Raw genomic sequence first — 21,669 nt, 5'->3', positions numbered from 1 at the left:
ATGAGCCTGGCGCGTAGCGATTACCATCGGGACGGCAAGACAAAATAAAGACTTTTGAAACAGCCCTGCTACCCGCTCTTTTTCATGATCCTGCGTTCCTGCACGGCAGCTTCTGTGATGGAATCGCTGTTGTTATTGCCCCAACCCTTTCTTATAAAATTCAGTACGGCAGCCGCTTCCTCATTATTCAGAAATTTAAATGACGGCATCCGGTTGGGATTGTTCTTTGTGTTCTTTCCAAACAAAAACACATCGATCAGCTGCTGTGGCTGATCCAGCAAAGGCGTGGTCCGCAGTGAAGGAAACGTACCCGGACTGCCGGATCCGTCTTCTTTATGACAGCTTGCACAGTACACCCGGTACAGCCCCATGGCATTTTCCCTGCTTACCTTTGTTTCGGGCGCTTTCCCCCGCAGCACTTTGGCAGTAATCCGGTCCACCTTAGTAATACGGATGATCTTATCATCATCTGCCGCAGGTTTACTATAGGGGTTCCAGTCGTGATTGCTTGTAGACAGGTAAATGTCTCCCTCCGGCGATACACAAACAGCCCTCAGCCTGCCATACATTTTATCCAGGTAGATCTTTTCTTTCACAATGGAATGGCCGTCCTTTGAAAGACGGAGCACGCGGAGATTCCGGTCTTTTAGGGACACCAGCAGCAGGCTGTTCCGCCACTCAGGGATCTTTGGATCATTATAAAACGCCATTCCCGAAGGCGCGATGGTAGGCGTCCAGGCCAGTAATGGGGCAATGGCATCGGTGCTGTCTGCAAATGCTTTTTCATCCGTAAGGTCGGCATTCCCTTCAATGACGGACCATCCAAAGTTGCCGTCCTTGCGGATCAGGTTTACTTCATCATCAATTGCATCCCCATGCTCCGATGTGTACAGCCGGGCACTATCTGAAAACGTAAGTCCCTGTATATTCCTGAACCCTTTGGCCCAAACCGGGCTCCCGGGCACCGGGTTGTCTGCCGGAATGCTGCCATCCAGGTTAAAGCGCAGTATCTTTCCCTTAAGATCTGCTGTGTTCTGAGCACTGCCCTGCTGCGCCCCATCGCCGGTTGCCCAATACAGTTTATGATCCGGCGATATTGCTACCCTGCTGCCATAATGCCCCCGGAAACCGGATACGGCAGCAATTATTTTAGGATCAACAAGCGTATCTTTCTGAACCAGGTAGCGTACCAGCTTTAAACCAATGCTATCCTTTATGGCAAACGTGTAGGCTGCAAATAAGTAGGACCGGCCGGTTGCAGGGTCCGGCGCGGAGGCTGCCATACCCAGGAGGCCCGCTGTGGTCTTACCTGCAACATCTGTAATATGAAGCAATAATTTACGCTTTCCGCTGACGGGATCCCACCGGTAAATGCGTCCTTCCTGTTCAGTATACCAGAGCGTATTATCAGGCCCCCACATAAGCTCCCAGGGCACCTTATTATTTGTTGAAACTTCCTGCACGCCCAGAACGGATGAATCCAATACAATATTAAACAGGGGCAGCGGATCGGGCTGTACCTGCCGGCATTGAAAAAGGACACAACTGGTTATCACAGCTACTATTCCTGTTATTATTTTAATACCTGCCGATCTTTTTTTCATTTTTAATCCGGTTCGTATGTTGTAAAATTTTCCTGCAGCCGGCGATCCCTGCGTGTGCGTTGTACCGGTGACCCGGGCTTATCGTTAACAAAACGGGTTCAACAGATCATTATCCATTTAACTTCCAGGGTTCGCGGTACGCATACGACAGCAATTTATTCGCTTCTTCGGAATTCGCAAATCTTTCGTTGACGGCATCCCACTCCAGTCTTTTTTTTGTCTGCATCGCTATCGTACCCAAATGCGCCATTGTTGTGGAACGATGGCCTGTTTCCAGCGTGGCCCATGGCTCTTTACGCGACTTTACACAATCCAGAAAGTTGCGGATCAGGCGGAAGGCGCTGTTCTTATAGCTGCCGTCTGTTAACAACGTGTCGTCCTTACCCAATGCATACTCTTCCGGCTGCATCAATGATTTCCAGGTCTGGAATTGCCCGGGCTGGGCAGGCACCATCTTATAATCATCCTCTCCCGTATATAAGGTTCCTTTTGTGCCCCTGAATTCAAGAAAACCCTGCGGCTCAAATTTGCCGGTACTCGCTTCAAGGATCGTTGCCGTAACTAAAACACCGGATTGAAACTCATAGGTTACATGCATGGTATCCGGGATGGTGCGATCATCATCCAGCACATACTTGCCCCCGTGTGCACTAACGGCCACCGGCGCTTCTTCACCGATCAGCCACCGGATCAGATCCAGGTAATGAATCCCATTGTTCGATAACTGGTTGGCATAATCATCCCACCAGCGGAACATATAAGGGGCAATATTGTACTGATAAGGCCGGTAGGCTCTTGGCCCCAGCCACTGGTTCCAGTCAAAATCCGCAGGCGGGTCTTCAGGCTTCATCTTCCCGATGCCATTCGGGAACATATTGCTTACATGGCTGCAGGTAGCAAACGTTACTTTCCCGATTTTTCCTTCCGGTATCTCTTTGGCCAGCTTTTGAAATGTAGGCGCGCCCCGCCGGTTCAGTCCCACCGTAACCACCTGTTTGCTGTTCTTTCCGGCATTTACCATGGCCCTTCCTTCCTGAATTGTTTTGGATAAAGGCTTTTCGACATACACATCTTTCCCGGCTTTAATGGCCTCTACGGTCTGTAATGCATGCCAGTGATCGGGCGTGGCTATACATACGGCATCAATGCTTTTATCATCCAGCACGTGGCGATAATCGGTAAACTGTTTCACCGGTCCGGGAAAGCGCTCGCCCATCCTGGGGATCTGGCGCGGCATCGCCTTTATATAGCGGGGATCCACCCTGGCATAGCTCCGCGTAGTATACGGTTTGTATACATCGCACAAGGCGGCCACCTCACAGTCCGGCTGCTCCATAAATAAATGTAACAACTGGGTGCCGCGGTTGCCTACACCGATGAAGCCGGTGCGTACCCGGTCATTCGCCCCGATAATTCTTCGCCCGGAATCGATCAATGGCGCGGCGGATGTTGTGGTGCCCATGCCTGACACGGTGAGGCCGGCTAAAGCCAATGAAGATCTTTTGATAAAATTTCTTCTCGTCGGTTGTACTGCCATACAATTATTCTTAGTTGGAATTCATTTAATGTCTTTTTACAAAAGATACCGGACCTGAAACCTGCAGAGCGAACGCATAAATAGTAGGGATGTGATTGTTCAGCAATTTTTCAACTTAAATTGCCGCAGATGCACAGATTTGCCGGCGCGCATTCATTACAGCAAAATTTCAAAAAATCAACCTCCCAATGCGGGATCAGCGGCCCAAAAAAATATGCCGGAACTTTAAACCTTAAACATTGAGCTTTCCCCATCACCATCCCGGGTTTTGTTTCAGATTGTCATTCAATAAAATTTCACTTTCCGGAATGGAGTTCAGGTAGTCCCTGTCCAATTTGAACCCATAGCCCGAAGGCAGGGATTTCTGGAACGGATCCAGGAAGCCCGCCCCATCTACCGGGAAGGGATTTTTTGCAACCTGTGAAGCCTTGAAGCCTTTTGGCCGCGTACCCACGATCAACTCGTCTGCCGCGGCCCAGCGGGCAATATCATTCCACCGGAAACCCTCTGCAGCCAGCTCCACCCTGCGCTCGCGCCGTATCTCGTTGATCACCGGCGACAGATCCGGAAACTCCCAGTTGGGATCCGTGGCAATATCGGATAATACCAGATTGGGCATGCCTACCCGGTCGCGCAGGAGCTTAATGGATTTATTGATATCGGTCTGTATAAGCGTACCCAGTTCGGCCTTCGCTTCTGCATAGTTCAGCAGCACCTCGGCATACCGGTAGATGATGCCGGGCGACTCTTCGTATTGCTGCACATGATAAACCAGGTTGGGGTTGTACCCTTTCTGGATGATGTAGCCGCTGGGGGCATTATAATCGGCGGCCGTATTGAGCTGTGCATAAGCCCCACTCCAGTTTTCCGTACTGCCATTCGCCTGAATTTTCCAGACCTGGTCCGGTGTGGCGATCGTTTGATAAAACCGGGGATCGCGGTTCTCAGCCTCTAATGCGAGCGTGTTGTATCCATGAAACAGCCCGTTGCCGGCAATGGGGCGACCGTCCGTACACAGGTAGGCATCCGCCAGTTGCTTGGTAATGGTGCGGTTGGTAGGTGTCCGCATCCGGTAAAAACGATCATTTGTAAAATCCGCATCTCCCCCTGTTAAGTTATTATCATACTTCCTCCAGAACATCATTTCACTATTGGTGGCATAGTCCATCAGGGCAAACAGGTTTTTGTAATCGGATTGGGGGTTACCGGTACTGTACACGTTGTACACATTTCCATCCATCACCGCTCCGGCCGCTTCGGCTGCCTTTGTAAAATAGGCATCCGGGTTGGCATTCTCCACACCAAAGTCGGTGCCGGCATGGTACTTCTCCCAGGTTCCTTCGTACAGTGCTACACGGCTCTGGATCAGTAACGCGATCCAGCGGTTGATCCGCCCGGCACCCGAGGTTTTATCGGCCGTCAGGTACAGGGCAGCAGAATCCAGTTGATCGATAATAAAGTCGGCCACAGCATTTCGCGGATCCCTTGGGTTCTGCAGCTCGGGCGCGTCAACACTCAGCTCTTTGGTAACGATCTGGATAGCGCCGTAGCTCTGCAGCAATTTAAAATAGATCAACGCCCGGAAGAAATACGCTTCGCCCAGGTATTGCTGGTACTGGTCTATCGTGTATTTTTTTTCCACCCTGTGGTAATTATCGAAGAAGAAATTGATCCGCCGTACATCTGTAAAGCTGATGGTTCCGGAAGTGGTAACGGTTCGTGTACCCTGAAGCCGTTGATTGGGCGTATTGGTCACCTGGTTGTCGCTTTCGTAATCGCTTCCATGATTGGCATATTTGGGGAAATTGCCGGAATTGTAGAAGGTGTTGATGTAGGTACGCATCTGGTCGGGCGTTTCAAAAAACACATCCGATGTGGTGGCATCCAGCGGCCTGCGGTCAAGGAAATTTTTATTACAGGCGCTGAGCAATAAGATTACCGGTACAATTATGATGATGCAATACTTTTTCATGATATTCATAATTAAATATTAGAAAGTAAGATTCAATCCAAATGAAAGTGAGCTGGTTTGCGGATAGATCATGCCCGCTGTCTGGTAGCCCCCGAAGCTCCGGTCCGATGCGATCATTGTTTCCGGGTCAAACGCTTTGGGTACGCTGGTGATCAGCACTAAATTTTCTCCCGAAAAATACACGCGGAGGTTACTGATCTTAAACCTGCGCATCCAATCCGCCGGCAATGTATAACCCAGCTGAACGTTCCGGAGCCTGAGGTAGGAGGCGTTCAGCAGGTAGCGGCTCTGAACCTGGCGGTTCTTGTTCGTTTCCGCCGTAAAATAGGGCTTTGCCAGGTATGCGTCGGTATTGGGGCCCAGGATATTCGTCTCATCAGCCGGGCGCCAATAGTCCAGGTTGGGCGAGTTCTTAAAAACAGCTGACCCGCCCCAGGCGGTGGTCAGTCCCCAGAATACCGGCGAGTCCGTACCCGGGTAATAATCCTGTTTTCCCACGCCCTGCCAGAACATCGAAAAATCAAACTGCCGCCAGTTCACGCCTCCGGTGATACCGATATTGTACCGCGGCTGATTGTTGCCGATCACCACCAGGTCGCCATGATTACCCAGTGTTCGCTGGCCATCGTTAATGACGCCATCACCATTGATATCCTTATACTTCATATCACCCGGGCCCCAGGCATTCCAGTATTTGGATTGGTCCGCCATGGGCTCACCCTCGCTCTGGATCAATCCATCGCTGACAAAGCCCCAGATCTCGCCCACCTCTTTACCGATATACCAGGTATCCACAATCCCTTTATCGTTGCGGTACTGGAGGATTTCCGAACGGTTATCACCGAAGCTCACACTGGCATTATATCCAAACCGGGGCGACAACTGATCCTTCCATGACAACACCAGTTCAAACCCTTTGGTCGACAGCTTTGCATTGTTGGTGCGCGGAACGGCCGCGCCGATCTGGTAAGGCAACGTAGCAGAGGGCCCCACCATATCATCGGTTATCCGTTTGTACCAGTCGAAGGTCAGGTTCAGCCGGTTATTCAAAAACCCGGCATCGACCCCTGCATTAAACGAGGTAATGGTTTCCCAGGTCAGGTCGGCACTGTAAAGCAGGGGAACATCGGCATAGGGCGGCCGCTCCCCGTCAATGATCCAGTTCAGCTGGCTGCCCGTAGGTATGGTGGCCAGGTACCGGTAATTACTTGCATTGTGCCCGCCGCCATCAATGATGTTCTGGTTGCCCAGGGCTCCGTACGAGGCGCGGAGTTTAAGCACATTTACATATTTTTTGACCGGTTCCCAAAAACGCTCTTTGGATATGGCGTATCCGACAGCTCCTGCCGGGAAAAAACCCCAGCGTTTTCCCGGTGCAAACCGCGAAGATCCATTATACCGGGCGCTGAACTCAATGAGGTATTTTTCATCGAAGTTGTAGTTGAGCCGGCCGAAGACGCCCTGTGTGGCCCAATGATAGAGCTGGTCTGTTACCACCCGCTCACCCAATGAGGTACTGATCGAAGGCACATCCAGGTTGATGAGGTTGCCTCCCGATCCGCTCAGCCCGGTATAGTAGCGGTACTCCTGCTCGTAACCGGCCAGCGCTTTCACATAATGCCGGTTCAGTTTTTTTTCATAGGAGGTCGTCCCGTTGATGAGGGTATAGATGTTCTGGGAAAAAGCCGACGCATAACCGGCAACCGGTTTGCCGATATTGCCAAACTGGCCTGTACCCAGTTCAACAGGTACCGGCCGCGGGTTAGACGTGCTCCGGTAGCCCTGGTTGTTGTAATTGTAGGAGAATAAGGTCTTCCAGCCTTTAACGGGCTCCAGTTCACCGCCCAGTGTGATGAAAAAATCATTCGTATAACCATTATCCCGTCCGGTGCCCTGCAGGTACCGTACCAGCGGGCTTTGCACCGTGCCATTGATATTATAAAACGGCATCATGGGGGCAAAGGTCAGCAGCCCGTTAAAGAAGTGCTCGCGCCCGACGGTTGTATAGCCGATGGGGTAATCCGTTTTCCCGGAGGCATACTTTACACTGGAGTTGAATTTGAGCCAGGAGGTTATGGTGGCATTATAGTTCCCGATGAAATTATAGCGTTTATAGCTGTCATTACCCCACTCGTAGAGCCCGTTTTCGTTCACATACCCACCGCCAAGATAGTACTGGTTCCGCTCGTTACCCCCGGATATATTGATATTGTGTTTTTGACTGAAGGAATGATCCCGCATCAGGAGGTGCGGCCAGTCGTTATTGGCGTTCCCGTCCCTGCGGCCGCCAAATAAATTGTCAATCGGTTTATCCGGGTTATACTCATACGGGTAGGAGCCATTTATATAATCCTGGATGCGTTTCATTTGCTCCTCGCTGTATACCGCAGTGGCTTTGGCATTTGCAGCCGCCTGGTTGTATGCCGTAGCCCAGGTGTACGAGTCGACAAAGCTGGGTAACCGGACGGGGCTGCTCCACGACAGGTTGTTGGTGTACTGGATATTGACGCCGCCCGTTCTGCTTCCCTTTTTGGTGGTGATCAGGATCACCCCGAAAGGAGCCCTGGATCCATAAATCGCAGATGCCGAAGCATCTTTCAACACCGAAACGCTTTCGATGGATTCCGGATCTACGTTATTGATATTCATTTCCACCCCATCCACCAGGATCAACGGTGAAGCATTCCCTTCAATGGAGCCCATGCCCCGGATGTTCCAGTTACTGGCCGAGCCCGGCTCGCCGCCCCGCATATTCATCGAAATCGTAAGGTTGGGTGAGGCGCCTTTGATCAGGTCGCCGATATTGTTGGCCGCGCGGTCTTTTAACCGCTCACCGGAAATTACGTCAACGGCACCGGTGAGGTTGCTTTTTTTCTGCGTTCCATACCCTACCACCACCACTTCATCCATGGAACTTTTCGATAATTTCATAACCACATCCACCGTTGCGGATGCGCCGGCCTCCATCCGCACCGTATCCATTCCAACATAGGTAAATACCAGGACCGACCCCGAGCCCGCCTTAATGGAATACCGGCCATCCTTATCCGAAACGGTGTTATCAGCAGTGCCCTCTGCTTTTACCGTAACGCCTTCTAAAGGAGCATTGTTCGCCTCCTGTGTAATGGTACCGGTGATGGTTTTTGTTTGTGCATGCAGCCGGGTAACGGTTGCGCCTGCAAGCAAAAAATAAAGAAGCAGGCTTAAAGACAGCAGGTTTCTTTTTTTCATTTGTAACAAGTTTTTCGTTTAGAATGCGTTCGTGTTTTGTTCTTTCCCAGAAGTAATACGGCCGTCGGTTCATTGTTTGACCGCCCCGCCGCTTAAAAGGTCAGCCCGATTGGAGCAACCGCTCATCCAGCAACCGGGCGCTTTCTTCGTCTAAAAACATGGATACATTTGGGTGCGTTCTTAAAACAGTGGATGGATATAACGGGCTTATGGCCTGGTAAAACGTATTATATACAGCTTCCGCTTTTAAAGCAGCAGGAACCATACAGTACAAAAAAGTCCCTTTCATCAATGCCGGAATGGTGAGCGTTAGCGCCGTTGCCGGCACATCCGTTAAAACCTTAAAACAGCCATCGTTCACCTGCTGCTGCCGGCAAACGCCGTCCAGCGCCACTACTTTTACGGTTTCCGTGTCTTCAAAATCCGCTACCGGAGGGTCATTAAAAGCCAGGTGCCCGTTTTCACCAATACCGAGGCAAACGATATCCGTAGGGTGTGCATTGATCAGTGCGGTATAACGGTCGCATTCGCGCTCCGGATCCGGGGCATTACCGTTCAGATAATGGATCGCCCGCAAGGGCACGCGATCAAACAGCCGGTGTTTCAGAAAATTTCCAAATCCCTGCGGCGCATCCGCCGGCAGTCCCACATACTCATCCATCTGGAAAGCATTGATGCGCGTCCAGTCGATATCCTGCTGCAACAGGGCATCCAGGAACTCGTTCTGAGAGGGTGCTGCTGCAAAAATGATATTCACCGCATCCTGTTGCTGTAACAACCGGCCGGCCTGCAGGGCAACGGCTATTGCAGCTGCCCCGCCCATTGCATGACGTGTGGGATACTTTTTTATATGCACCTTTCTTCTTACCTCATCCATTTCCATTTCTTATTTAATTCATTAAATACGCACTACAGAACCCGCACGGGCACTATGTATGCCGGCAAAACAGTTCTGTTTTTAATATTTTATTTAATCGAAATTTTCCGGAACCAGGATCGTCATCCCGTCCGCGGTTTGTACTTTGTTTTAAATATAGAGGCCCACAGGTCCAAATCCATTCTTATAGAAGGCATCCTCCTCTGCATCGGGGTATTTCATGCAACCATTCCAACGCTTATTTGTAAAAGCGCAATCGCTTTCCCAGGCATCACTCATGTTAAAATTAGACTACCTGTTCTTTAACGCTTAAGCGGATCCCGCAATCCTTGTTTCAAAAAACGCAGAATTTATTTAACGGGGGCAAATTTCTTCTGGTAGTCGGTGGGCGTATGGCCCTTCATCTTCTTAAAGATGCGTGAAAGATTCCTTGAATCATTGAAACCGGATCGAATGGCCAGGTCCAGCAGGGACAATTCCGGCCGGGCCAATAAAAGATCCGCAAAATAGTCGATCCGAAGTTTTAGTATGAACTGGTAAAGAGAGATGTCCATTTCCTTTTTAAACTTGGTTTCAAGACTTCTTCTTGAAAGCGGCACCTTACGTGTGAGCGTTTCGATCGAAATAGGTGTGGTAAAAGAGGTTTCAATATAATGGAGCACTTCCCGGATATATTCATTGGCCACATTATATTTTTCTGTGGATTTCCTTAAATCAAAACGCACCGGGTTCACCACGATATTGCGGGGGGCCGTACGTTCTTCTGTAACCAACTGCTGCAGGACCCGCCCGGTTTCATACCCGCCCTTCTCCACGTCCAACTCTATAGAAGAAATGGGGGGATCCGACAAATTACAGATCAGTTCATCATTATCCACGCCCAGCAGGGAGATGTCTTCCGGAATGGCAATGCTATTGAGCTTACAGGTAAGGGAAACCTGCAGGGCAAAATGATCATCGCAGGCAAAAAGCGCCACAGGCTTTGGAAGCGAAAGCAGCCACTGGTCCAGCTTTTCATGACTGCTACCCCATTCCTCGCCATTCAGGGCCTCGGTTTCAAAATAATAAAAATCCCCTCCATTTATTTCTACCTCCTCCTTATATCCTTCTGCACGTTCCATAGACCAGACCACTCCTTTATTTCCGTAAAATGCAAAGTTGCGGTAACGGCGTTGCAGGAAGAACCGGGCGGCGATCCTGCCGGTACCCCTGTAGTCACCCGTAAGGTTCGAAAAACAGGAACTCCTCCCCTGATAATTCTGTACAATTACAGGAACCTGCAGGCACTTAAGAAAGCTGGTGCCCGCCTCATCTCCCTGTGCAATGATGGCATCGGCTTTCCACTCCCTTGCCCATTTTAATATGCCTTCCTCTCCGTGCAGTGTTTTGTAATACGAGGGCAGCCGGTAAAACAGCCAGGGGCCATGATCTTTGGAATACTGCACCAGGCCCCGCAGCAGGCGTCTGCAGAACTTACTGGAATGGTCTATTAATAATAATACCCTGATCAATTTGCTATAAATAATTTTTTGAGACGGACGGGGAACGATGCAAAAACTTTTCAACAGGAGTCCGGGGCTTGCTTTACAGACTCCGTACCGGTGCGTACGGGCGGGAGCATCAGCACCAAAGCCGTATGAACGACTCCAGCTCCTCCTCCAGTGATTGAGCGGGCATGGAAGCACCGGCGCGGCGGTACCAGTAACCGGCGTTCCATTCATCGCCTTCTACCCGGTGCAGGTAAGCATGCAACCGGTCAAAATCCGGTCGGCCTTCGTGGTCCTGCGCCACCTGGTGTGCCGTTTCCCAATTCCCCTTTGCTGCATGCCAAAGCCCCAGCTGCAGCGGACCCAGGCGGGCTGGCGGCGCCTCCGCGATCAACGACTCCTTAAATTCCTTATACGACATTTCATTTGATTTTGACCGTTCAAAAATACCCGCTTTGCAGCCTTTAGGCAAGCGCAAAACACGGGGATCCGATCCCGCCGAAAATTTGACCCGGAACCGAAGATACCCTAACTTTAGCGTTTTATCCAGACATAAAATATCCACAGTCATTTATGATCATCAAAACGATACGCTCCGTTTACTTCCCGCTTGTTCTTTTCCTGTTGATTGCCGCCTGTGCTTCCAAAACAACAACCGGTCCGGGAAGCGCAGATCTTGTTGTGTGCGGAGACGATAAGGTGTTGCTGCTGAACAGCCGGCAATCGGAAACAACGCCCGCTATTAACTGGCGCTGGCAGGTAAGCGAGGCCCAGGACCTGCCTGCTGCCTACCGGAAATGGATGGTACCCCTGGACGAATGCAAGCCGGCAATGAACCGCTCCAAACTCCTGCTGACCTCATCCGGCGGCGGGGTGCTGCTGCTGGACATCAAAACAAAAAAATCGCTGTTCTACGCCCACGTACCAATGGCGCACTCGGCGGAGATCCTGCCCGGCAACCGGGTGGTGGTAGCACTTTCGACGCATCCCAAAGGCAACAGCATTGAATTATACGACCTGGACAAACCGGAGCAACGGCTATTCAGAGACTCCCTGTACTCCGGCCATGGAGTGGTCTGGAACTCAAAATACAAGCGCCTCTTTGCCTTGGGCTTTGATGAGCTGAGGGCTTATTCGCTAAAAGACTGGGAAGGCCCGGCGCCACAGCTCCGGCTGGAACAAAGCTGGAAAATTCCTTCTGAAGGGGGGCACGACCTGACCGCAGTTGACGACGAAACCATGGTCGTTACTACCCATCACAATGTTTATACTTTTAAGATTGCCACAATGGATTTCGAAGTGTTTGCGCCCCTGAAAGGCCGGGAGAATATTAAGTCCGCCAACTACAACCGCCAAAAGCAGCAGCTCCTGTTTACCCAGGCTGAAGAAAGCTGGTGGACGCATCATATTTATATGCACAACCCGGACAGGACCATTACGATCCCGGATATAAAACTCTATAAGGTCCGCTTTTTCTGAGAAGCTGTTTAAAACCGATCCGGGAGAATCCGTATAACCATTAAAACGTATCAGCTTTTTATCGCCGCTACTTAGAGAATCGCTGTAGCCGTCATCTATAAAAGCGGGGTTCAACGATCATTTTAGCAAAAAGAGCCATGGGCCCGGGGCATAATGATCCGTGCCGATGGCACTTATGAAATTACGGCTTCGTTAAAGCCGTGCTAAAGCGCGGCTTTTGGGTCGGCCCCAATAATGCCCACTCTACAGGAGCTTTCAAATTCTCAAATTATCTGATCGTTGAAAACTGATACCGGACGTTTATATTGCGGCAGGATCGTATTCCGGACAGGCTCCTTTTTGTGTGGCGATAAACGAACCCAGCCGGCAGGCAAAGTCCAACGCTTCTTCAGGACTGCTGTCTTTGCTTAATCGGGATAAAAAACCGGCAAGGAATGCATCGCCGCTGCCTACCGTATCCGCCACATTCACCTTGATGCCCGGATGCTCATAAAAAGCACCTGCTGTATAATAAGCCGCGCCATCCGCGCCCCTTGTAATCATGATATCCCGGATCGAAAACCGTTTTCCCAGCGCTTCGGCCTGCTCCTGCATGGATCCGGTAAATGCATACCAGCCGCTCAGCAGCTCCAGTTCCTGCTCGTTCAGCTTCAGCACCGTGGCCTCGTTCAGCAACGCTTCGATCACCGCTCTTGTAAAATGCGGCGGCCGCAGATTGATGTCCATTATTTTCGTGGTGGCCCGGGACAATAATGTAAACAGGGTGCTGCGCGAGTGCTCGTTACGGGCAGCAAGACTTCCGAAGATGAACAGTTCCGCAGCCGCAACCTTTTCCGGAGCGCCTTCGGCGATATCAATAAAATCCCAGGCCACGGGAAATACAATATCATACTGTACTTCATCATTCCTGCCCGGTGTGGCCAGCACTTTTCCGGTAGGGTGAACGTTATCGGTCTGTATCAGGGAAGTCTTTACACGGTGCTCTTGCAGGAAACGGATCAGCCGGTCGCCATCGGCATCCTTTCCTTTTTTTGACAGCACGCCTGCAGGCATACCCAACTGGTTCAGGTGGTAAGCTACATTCATGGGTGCCCCGCCCGGTTGTGCTCCGCCTGGCAGCACATCCCAAAGAATTTCACCAAAGCAAATAGCTGTATAGGATTGTTCCTTCATAAAAAAATCGCTGTTTTACATTGAAGATGCAAAGTTCATACCAGCGCCCCGATACGGCAATTAATACAGGGCCAGGTTGGAGATCAGCGGGGTCCCTTTTGCACCGGTGATGCGTACCCTGATGGCTGAAGTAACAACCGGGTCGATCTTTAAAATACGTTTGTACCCGATGGTGGTACCGGTGGCAATCTCCTTCCAATTACCACCTTCCTGTGCTTCCACTACAAAGCTGCGTACACGCTGCCCCAGGGCAATGTATTCCTGCAGCAGCACATAGCTGATCTTTTTTGCTGCCGGCAGCCACACTTCTATGTCGGCTGTTGTGATGCCGTCATCGGTTGCCCAGTAGGTGTCCCTGTTTCCGTCGGTGATCTTTGCACCGCTGAATGCGGCTGCGTTGCCACGGGTATTGCTGGCCACTACTTTTGCATGCTTTGCAAGATTATGGCTCAGCCGTTCGTCAAGTAATTTTTTAAACCCTTTCAGGGAAGCCACATCCGTCGGATGAAAAACCCCGTTGCGGTCGGGTGGAATATTCAGCAGCAGGTTGGATCCCCGCCCTACGGAAGTCAGGTAAATGTCAAACAGCTGCTCCGGGGTTTTTACCTTACCATCTTCCGATGCATGATAAAACCATCCGGGACGAATGGAAACATCCACTTCTGCCGGGATCCATTTTGTGCCGTCTTCCGACCCGGTATTCAGCAACGCGGTGATCCCGGCCTTGCCCGCGTACAGCGTGTCCGGGTTAATGCTGTTCCAGTTGGTTTCGCCGGCCATACCCCGCTCATTGCCCACCCAGCGTATATCCGGTCCGGCATCGCTGAAGAACAATACATCCGGCTGCATGCTGCGCACCAGCTTTAAGGTCGCGGGCCAGTCGTAATACGTGGCCCCATTGATCTTCCTTTTTTCTTTTTTTCCTCCATAATAGCCATCGCCTCCGTTGGCTCCATCGAACCACATTTCAAAGATGGGACCATAGTTGGTGAACAACTCTTTCAGCTGGTTCCGGTAATACATGATGTAGGAAGGGCTTCCGTAATCGGCACGGTTCCGGTCCCAGGGCGACAGGTACACGCCGAATTTCAGCCCGGCTTTCCGCGCCGCGTCGCTGGCTTCTTTTACCACATCTCCCTTCCCGTTCTTCCAGGGGCTGTTCTTTACAGAATGTTCGGTGTATTTGCTGGGCCAGAGGGTAAAACCGTCGTGGTGCTTGGTGGTAAGGATCATGGCTTTGAAGCCGGTTTCTTTCAACACAGCCGCCCACTGGCCGGCATCTACTTTCGAAGGGTTAAAGATCTTCGGGTCTTCATCACCAAAACCCCATTCCTTATCCGTGAACGTATTGGTGGTAAAATGGATGAATGCATAGGTTTCCAGCTGGTGCCAGGCTAGCTGGCGGGCAGACGGTATGGGATATACCGGTGCCGGAGGCTTTGTTTGCTGCGCCATGATCCCGGCAGCAAAACCGATACACAAAAATGAACACAATACAATTTTCTTCATATACATTTTTTATTCCGTTGTAAAAGAAAAAGCGAGCGCTGCTGCATTTTTTATGGCCCTCAATTTAGAAGGCACCTGCAGCACTACCTTATTGCCTGAAACCGTCCATTTGACCTTCTCCCCGGTTGCCACAGACCGTACCACTGATCTCTTGCGGGGCAGGCTGCCCTCCCACTCAACAGTCCCGGGCATTGCTCCTTCTTTGATCAAAGTAATCGCATAGTGCTGCTTATTATCTTTCGAACGCGTAAAGTAGGTATTGCCGCTTTTATCCTGTTCCGCCGGTCTGGTGTTGTAGATCGCCGACCCGTTCGCCTTTAGCCATTTGCCAATGTCGTGAAGCCGGGTCACGGCATCCTCCGTGAGCGTACCATCCGGCCGGGGACCCACACCCAGTAACAGGCTGCCCCCCTTGGCAACAATTTCCACCAGCGTGTGGATCACCTGTGATGCGGGCTTCAGCCGGTCGCCGGGCACATATCCCCAGGCACCACCCAGGGTCATACAGCTTTCCCAGGGGTTATCGATCTTATGATCCGGCACCCGTTGCTCCGGTGTCTGATAGTTCTCATAGGGGCCATGCACCGTACGGTCTACCATCAGGATACCGGGTTGCGCTTCCCGGGCCATGGCTGCGATCTTCGGCATATCAATATCCTGCCCTGATTCGGGGATCCGGGCACCCCAGGCACGCACTTCATCTGTGATGGTGGATATCGGACGCACCCAGCCCCCGTCCAGCCAGAGAATGTCCATCCGCCCGTAGTTGTGCATCAGCTCACTGATCTGGTTATAGGTAAAGTCCTTATACTTCTGCCAGCGCCAGGGAAATTTTTTAATATCATAATTCACATTCCTGTCCGGCGTTGCATACATCGGCCACCAGTAGTTCTCATTATGCCAGTCCGGCTTGGAGAAGTACGCCCCGATCATAAATCCCTGTTTCCGGAACGCATCAAATACGTACTTTGCCACATCTGCCTTAGGGTTATTTGCAAAGGGTCCGTTAGTGATCTTAAAATCGGATTGTTTGGTGTCAAACATATTGAAGCCGTCGTGATGCTTGGTGGTAAAGACAAGGTAGCGCATGCCCGCTGCCTTTGCCGCCGCTGCCCATTGATCCGGGTCAAATTTTACCGGGTTAAAATCTTTCTTCAATCCCCAATACCATTGTTTATAGGCCGCATAAGGGATGGTACTGTCCCGGCCGATCCAGTCTTCAGAGCAAATGGACCAGGACTCCACGATACCGGGTACCGCATACAGCCCCCAGTGAATGATCATTCCAAACTTCTGATCCTGCCACTGATCCAGCTTTTGTTTTACCAGTGGGTCGGTTGGCCATTCGTAAAGGGTCGACTGCTGATGCATACCCTGTTCCTGGCCATTGGCAGCGATCATCAGGCAGAGCATGATCGCCAGCCCCGCAGCTTTTTTTATTTTCTTTTTCATATCAGCAATCTTATTGATCATTTGCAGGATATCGTTCATTTATGCTGCCAGCCACTTTTCAATTTGTGCCAGATCCGTTTCCGGCAGCTTTAATTGTAAGGCCCCGGCATTTTCCACAGCCTGCCCGGCATTCCTGGCGCCCGCAAGGGCCGCAGCAACAGCCGGCTGATGCACCGTCCATGCCAGCACCAGTTGTGCCACAGAAGCCCGGTGCCCGGCGGCCATTTCTGCCAGGTGGTCTGTAAGCACGGCAACCTTGTTCATATCAAACTGTTTAAAATAATCGCTCCGGTGATCGTCTTCTGCAAAGCGGGAGGCTGCATTGTATTTTCCGGTGAGCAATCCCCGTTCCATAGGACTGTATGCGATAACGGACAACCCGTTCTCAAGCGCATAGGGCATCACATCTTTTTCTATATTCCGCTTCAGCATGCTGTAAGGCACCTGGTCAGACGCCAGCTTTACGGTTTGCTCCGCCTCCGCCAGTTGCGCGCCGTTGTAATTACATACGCCGATGGCCTTTACCTTCCCCTCCGCCTGCATCTTCTGCATGGCCTCCATTGTTTCGCTGATGGGTGTTGTACTGTCTGGCCAGTGCAGCTGTATCAGGTCGATATAGTCGGTTTGCAGGCGCTTCAGGCTGGCCTCTACTTCCTTAATCGCATTATCATATCCTCCATACCGGTACACTTTTCTTGATACACCCGCAGGATCCCTGCGCTCAAAAGCAAAATCGCCTTTTTCCTGGTCCCATACCATACCGAATTTTGTAAGGATCTGGAGCGTGCTGCGGTCGTACCCTTTGATCGCCTTTCCGACCAGCTCTTCGCTGTAGCCCATTCCGTAGATGGGCGCCGTATCGATCGAGGTGATGCCGTTGTCAATGGACGCTTTGATGGCCGCAAGCGAATCCGCCTCTTCATTACCACCCCACATTGCCCCGCCAATGGCCCAGGCCCCCAGGGTAATAGGCGTTATAGAAACATCTGTTGTACCAATCCTGTTTTTCATGTTCTTTTCAGATCTGTTAAAAAAAAAATTAAAAAAACTGTCCGGGTGAAGGTACAATCATTCTCAGAGAAATAGGATGTAAACAACCGGGAGGATGCATTCTTTTTTCGCTTTTTTGCAGCCTTTTTTAGCGTAATGCGTAGCGGCTTCAAACAGCAGCGACCGTACTGCATGAAAAAACATTTATCTACACAAACGGAAACCCTGCGATCTTCCCGATCGGTAAGAACAGGGATCAGGGCCGGCGGTCCCGGCTTGCCGTTGCTGGTGTTTCTACTTGCAACGCTTCGTTTTTCGCTTAAACTGACGGTTATTGTGCCCTCCGGCGCCACCTCAGGATTCAGAATGTTATGCATCCCCCGGAAATAACCCATAAGAAATGTTGTCTGAAACAGTATCTTCGTTGCGTCAAATAATCACCTTCATTCAAAAAGAATATTCATGCCTAAGTATAAGAGGATTTTGTTGAAACTTTCGGGAGAGTCATTAATGGGAGACAAAAATTTTGGAATGGACTCCGAGGTTATTTCGCAATATGCCCGCGAAATCAAATCCGTAACAGACCTGGGTGTTGAAGTAGCGCTGGTGATTGGGGGCGGAAATATTTACCGGGGAATGAACGAAGCAGAAACCGGTATTGAACGTGCCCATGGCGACTATATGGGCATGCTGGCCACCGTGATCAACGGAATGGCGCTGCAGGCCGGACTGGAAAAGATCGGTCTGTTCACCCGGCTGCAAAGTGCTATAAAAATGGAGCAGATCGCCGAGCCCTATATCCGCCGCCGGGCCATCCGTCACCTGGAAAAAGGACGCGTGGTGATCTTTGGTGCAGGTACCGGAAATCCCTACTTTACTACCGATACGGCGGGCTCACTGCGGGCGATCGAGATCAGCGCGGACGTGATCCTGAAAGGAACCCGCGTAGACGGTGTTTATACCGCCGATCCGGAGAAGGATCCGACCGCTACCAAATACGACGAGGTGACCTACCAGGAATGCCTGACAAAGAACCTCCGCATTATGGACATGACGGCATTTACCCTTTGCATGGAAAACAGCCTGCCCATCATTGTATTTGACATGAACCGGCCGGGAGACCTTAAACGGCTGGTGGAAGGGGAAAAGATCGGTACGCTGATCCATTAGCAGGCGGCCGGTCCCGAGCACCGGATGTCAGCCGCCCCGTATTCATTTACCCGTCGGGGATCCATCTTTACCCCTATATTCATTTATGCGATCATGAACCAGGAAATTGCCGATATCCGGATCAACTATTCAAAAAAAAGCCTGTCGGAAACCGATGTGGCGGCAGACCCCATCAGCCAGTTCAACAGCTGGTGGCAGGAAGCCATAAAAAGCCAGCTTTCAGAAGTAAACGCCATGACACTGGCTACTGCTGATGCCAATGGTATCCCCGATGCGAGGATCGTTTTATTGAAGGGTATTTCCGATAAGGGTTTTGTTTTTTTTACGAACTACCAGAGCCGGAAGGGAAAAGAGCTGGAAGAGAACCCGAATGCCTGCCTGGTCTTTTTCTGGAAGGAGCTGGAGCGGCAGGTACGGGTAACCGGAACGGTTTCCAAAGTTTCAAAAGAAGAGAGCGACCGGTATTTTTACTCACGGCCGGCAGGAAGCCAGATCGGCGCCGTTGCCTCTCCCCAAAGTGCCGTGATCCCCAACCGGGAGTTCCTGGACCAGCAAACCCGAGACCTTACCGACGGCATTGCTTCCGGCCGGAAGATCTTAAGACCCGATCACTGGGGGGGCTACCTGGTAACCCCCACTGCCATTGAATTCTGGCAGGGAAGGCCCAGCCGCCTGCACGATCGTTTGCGTTATACAGCGCAAGAGGATGGCCGATGGAAGATGGAGCGGCTGGCTCCATAGGCGCGTTCGGGGCGCGACGATAATCAACCGGGCACCTCTGACCCTGTTCCGGTAGCGGGGCTGCCACAGGCCGTTTTAGGGTGACGGGGAGATCACTTTAGACCGCTTCCGAGCTTCGCATATGCGTCCAGTTGGTTTTAAGAATTTAATGATCAAAGGCAAAGCTGCTGCGGCTGATTTCCGATCCACCGGAAAAATTCCCGATCTCGTAAACAAAACTCCGGATTAAGAAAAGAAATTGCGGTATTGTAACCGATTTTTGTTTTGATTATGGATACAGATAAAGCTTCCGTGCCCCGCCCAAAGGGAAGCCGGAACGGGAAGAAAGCACCAGGTATTTTAAAGAAATGGGCCTCGCGGCTGCATTTATGGCTGGGAATGATCATCGGCATACTGGTGTTCATCATTTCCATTACCGGCTGCCTGTATGTATTTAAAGATGAGATCGAGAACCAGCTCCGCAAACAGGCCATTTTTCACGGGGAGCCTTCCATCGAAAGCAAAACCATCCTTCCGCTACGGGTGCTGGAAGCAAAAGTTCAGGAGCAATGTCATGAAAAATACAATGTACACTGGGTGGACGTGCCGATGGATAAAAAACGTTCCTACCAGTTCTACTATTACGAAACCGATCCCGGCGCATGGAATTATTTTGATGAATACATCATCTATAAAACCGCTTATGTAAACCCCTTTACCGGAAAAGTGCTGGCCGTTTACGACGAAAAGAACGGCTTTTTCAATATCGTCAAGATCATTCACTGGAGTTTCCTGCTAAACAGCGGCTGGGGGAAATATGTGGTGGGTATTCCCGTTCTTATTTTTCTGGTCATGCTCATCACCGGGATCATTCTCTGGTGGCCCAAAAACAAAAAAGCCCGGAAGCAGCGCTTCTGGTTCCAGTGGAAGAATGTACGCGCCTGGCGCCGGAAAAACTATGACCTCCACAGCATCCTGGGATTCTATGCCTCTTTTATTGCCCTGATCGTTGCCATCACCGGCCTGTTCTATGCATTCACTTTTGTGCAGAATGCCATTTATTTCAGCTTCTCCGGCGGCAAAACCACCATGCCCGACTTTTCGGGTATCGTAACCACGGCGCCGGACAGCCTGCGCAATGAACAGACCCTGGACAAGATCGGCCGGCAGGTAGAAGCCCTGTACCCGACCGCGTTCGGCTACTCCGTAGACCTGGGAAATGAACACCTGGACAGCCACGAACATCCGAATTTTTCTGTGTACGTAAAACAACTGGGGTACTCCTACCACATCATGCACCAGCTGATCTTTGACGAAAACTCCGGTGCGCTTTTAAAAAACTATAATCACAGGGAAAAAAATCTTGGCGAAAAAGCCATTGGGGCCAATTATGACGTGCATGTAGGTGCAATCCTGGGGCTGCCAACAAAGATCATTGCTTTTATTGCCAGCCTGATCTGCGCCTCCCTTCCCGTAACAGGGTTCCTGGTGTGGTATGGCAGAAGGCGGAAAAAGAAAAAGCCCAAACCAATTGTCTGAGCAGATCACTACGGGTCCATAGCCTATAGATCATGGTTCATAGCATGCCTATGATCCACGATCTACAAACCATCGATCCTGCTAAGCCTCTTCTTTTTTCTTTGCGGGGGCTTTTGCCGTTTTAGGATTGGCCGGGCGGCTTTTGCCGAATGAACCCTTAAAGCGTTTTCCTTTTGCTGTTTTTTTATCTCCTCTTCCCATGGTTTAAATTTTTGCAAATGTACGGTTTCCTGGCTTTTGGCCTTACATTTTTATGGAACGCAGCGATCCGGGAAAGCGGAGGCTGCGCGCGCTGATGAAGCGCTGTGTCCTTGCCATTTTACATGGCAGGCCGTTTCGATTTAACCGTAAGGTCATAAAAAATGCCCCGCAATTTGACTTACGGGGCATCCATTCTTTTCAGCAAGCCGTCAGATCTTAGAAGCGAGCTCTTTACCAGCTTTAAAGCGGGCAACTTTTTTCGCTTTAATTTTAATTACAGCGCCGGTTTGAGGGTTGCGGCCGTTACGGGCAGCCCTTTTGGTTACAGAAAATGTTCCAAAGCCTACCAGGGTAACTTTATCGCCTTTCTTCAATGTTTTTGTCACCGCTTCTACAAAAGAATCTAAAGCTGTGTTTGCCTGTGTTTTTGTGATACCGGCGTCTCCGGATATCTTGTCGATCAATTCTGCTTTGTTCATAATAAATTATTTAATGAGTGTTTTTTATAACAAAACAAAATTAGAGGGTTTTTAATCACAGTAGCAAAAAACTTTACAACTTTTTCATTTATTTAATTACCACGAAAACCCGCTCCTGACAAGACTTCCAGCAAAAAAACCTTTCCGGAAACAACAGGCCCTGAATGTACAATTCCTTCCAAACCCTTTACAGAAAGGCGTTTCAGGCTTCCATCGCCTGAAATCCCCACTGAATAAGGCTTTCAGGGA

At 50.7% G+C, this 21,669-nt stretch carries 17 protein-coding genes; 4 read left to right on the top strand and 13 right to left on the bottom strand.

The genetic code is table 11. The features are described 5' to 3' along the window. Positions 1 to 68 precede the first annotated feature (68 nt). From B160_RS0125080 to B160_RS0125040, 7 genes are all read right to left on the bottom strand, one after another. Positions 69 to 1,604, bottom strand: a complete 1,536-nt coding sequence (locus B160_RS0125080; protein WP_018630718.1) for a PQQ-dependent sugar dehydrogenase — start codon at positions 1,602 to 1,604, stop codon at positions 69 to 71. A gap of 109 nt (positions 1,605 to 1,713) precedes the next feature. After that, positions 1,714 to 3,141 (bottom strand): Gfo/Idh/MocA family protein, encoded by a 1,428-nt coding sequence (locus tag B160_RS0125075; RefSeq protein ID WP_071597074.1) that lies wholly within the window; start codon positions 3,139 to 3,141, stop codon positions 1,714 to 1,716. A gap of 253 nt (positions 3,142 to 3,394) precedes the next feature. Then, a complete protein-coding gene (locus B160_RS0125065) occupies positions 3,395 to 5,113 on the bottom strand; it encodes a RagB/SusD family nutrient uptake outer membrane protein (protein ID WP_040680489.1) in 1,719 nt (572 codons plus the stop codon). Positions 5,114 to 5,131: 18 nt separating this feature from the next. Further along, complete coding sequence (locus B160_RS0125060; protein WP_018630714.1) at positions 5,132 to 8,344, bottom strand: SusC/RagA family TonB-linked outer membrane protein; 3,213 nt, start codon at positions 8,342 to 8,344, stop codon at positions 5,132 to 5,134. Between the two features lie 100 nt (positions 8,345 to 8,444). After that, positions 8,445 to 9,227 carry a glucosamine-6-phosphate deaminase gene (locus tag B160_RS0125055; RefSeq protein WP_018630713.1) on the bottom strand — a complete coding sequence of 261 codons (783 nt, stop codon included), beginning with the start codon at positions 9,225 to 9,227 and terminating at the stop codon, positions 8,445 to 8,447. Positions 9,228 to 9,571: 344 nt separating this feature from the next. Beyond that, the gene (locus B160_RS0125045; RefSeq protein ID WP_018630711.1) at positions 9,572 to 10,732 is read right to left on the bottom strand and encodes an AraC family transcriptional regulator; all 1,161 of its coding nucleotides are present in this window, start codon (positions 10,730 to 10,732) and stop codon (positions 9,572 to 9,574) included. A 109-nt stretch (positions 10,733 to 10,841) separates the two neighbouring features. Beyond that, positions 10,842 to 11,129 carry a hypothetical protein gene (locus tag B160_RS0125040; RefSeq protein ID WP_026310019.1) on the bottom strand — a complete coding sequence of 96 codons (288 nt, stop codon included), beginning with the start codon at positions 11,127 to 11,129 and terminating at the stop codon, positions 10,842 to 10,844. Positions 11,130 to 11,281: 152 nt separating this feature from the next. On the opposite strand from B160_RS0125040, the gene B160_RS0125035 reads away from it, so the two are divergent. Continuing rightward, on the top strand, positions 11,282 to 12,187 hold the full coding sequence (locus B160_RS0125035; RefSeq protein WP_018630709.1) for a DUF6528 family protein: 906 nt from the start codon (positions 11,282 to 11,284) through the stop codon (positions 12,185 to 12,187). Positions 12,188 to 12,487: 300 nt separating this feature from the next. Here B160_RS0125035 and B160_RS0125030 read toward each other — a convergent pair whose 3' ends face one another. From B160_RS0125030 to B160_RS0125015, 4 genes are read right to left on the bottom strand one after another with little or no spacing between them, the layout of a single operon-like run. Then, positions 12,488 to 13,360: a carbohydrate kinase family protein gene (locus B160_RS0125030; RefSeq protein ID WP_018630708.1), complete on the bottom strand. Its 873-nt coding sequence runs from the start codon at positions 13,358 to 13,360 to the stop codon at positions 12,488 to 12,490. A 60-nt stretch (positions 13,361 to 13,420) separates the two neighbouring features. Beyond that, entirely contained in the window at positions 13,421 to 14,869 is a 1,449-nt protein-coding gene (locus tag B160_RS0125025; protein WP_026310017.1) for an alpha-L-fucosidase, read from the bottom strand. Positions 14,870 to 14,878: 9 nt separating this feature from the next. Further along, complete coding sequence (locus tag B160_RS0125020) at positions 14,879 to 16,321, bottom strand: alpha-L-fucosidase (RefSeq protein ID WP_040680485.1); 1,443 nt, start codon at positions 16,319 to 16,321, stop codon at positions 14,879 to 14,881. 39 nt (positions 16,322 to 16,360) lie between these two features. Beyond that, positions 16,361 to 17,332 carry an aldo/keto reductase gene (locus tag B160_RS0125015; protein WP_018630705.1) on the bottom strand — a complete coding sequence of 324 codons (972 nt, stop codon included), beginning with the start codon at positions 17,330 to 17,332 and terminating at the stop codon, positions 16,361 to 16,363. A 441-nt stretch (positions 17,333 to 17,773) separates the two neighbouring features. On the opposite strand from B160_RS0125015, the gene pyrH reads away from it, so the two are divergent. The 3 genes from pyrH to B160_RS0124995 all read left to right on the top strand — a co-directional run bounded on the left by pyrH (position 17,774) and on the right by B160_RS0124995 (position 20,740). Continuing rightward, a complete protein-coding gene (gene pyrH, locus B160_RS0125005; RefSeq protein WP_040680463.1) occupies positions 17,774 to 18,481 on the top strand; it encodes a UMP kinase in 708 nt (235 codons plus the stop codon). A gap of 93 nt (positions 18,482 to 18,574) precedes the next feature. Next, positions 18,575 to 19,222, top strand: coding sequence for a pyridoxamine 5'-phosphate oxidase (pdxH, locus tag B160_RS0125000; RefSeq protein WP_026310014.1), 648 nt, complete (start codon positions 18,575 to 18,577; stop codon positions 19,220 to 19,222). A gap of 270 nt (positions 19,223 to 19,492) precedes the next feature. After that, a complete protein-coding gene (locus B160_RS0124995) occupies positions 19,493 to 20,740 on the top strand; it encodes a PepSY-associated TM helix domain-containing protein (RefSeq protein WP_018630701.1) in 1,248 nt (415 codons plus the stop codon). Positions 20,741 to 20,821: 81 nt separating this feature from the next. On the opposite strand, the gene B160_RS31250 is transcribed toward B160_RS0124995, so the two are convergent. Continuing rightward, a complete protein-coding gene (locus B160_RS31250) occupies positions 20,822 to 20,941 on the bottom strand; it encodes a 30S ribosomal protein THX (protein ID WP_018630700.1) in 120 nt (39 codons plus the stop codon). A gap of 209 nt (positions 20,942 to 21,150) precedes the next feature. Next, entirely contained in the window at positions 21,151 to 21,420 is a 270-nt protein-coding gene (locus B160_RS0124980) for an HU family DNA-binding protein (protein WP_018630698.1), read from the bottom strand. Positions 21,421 to 21,669 lie beyond the last annotated feature (249 nt).

Source organism: Niabella aurantiaca DSM 17617 (assembly GCF_000374125.1).
Taxonomy (GTDB): domain Bacteria; phylum Bacteroidota; class Bacteroidia; order Chitinophagales; family Chitinophagaceae; genus Niabella; species Niabella aurantiaca.
The sequence above is the reverse complement of the archived record's forward strand: the minus strand, read 5'-3'. Positions and strand labels throughout refer to the sequence as shown.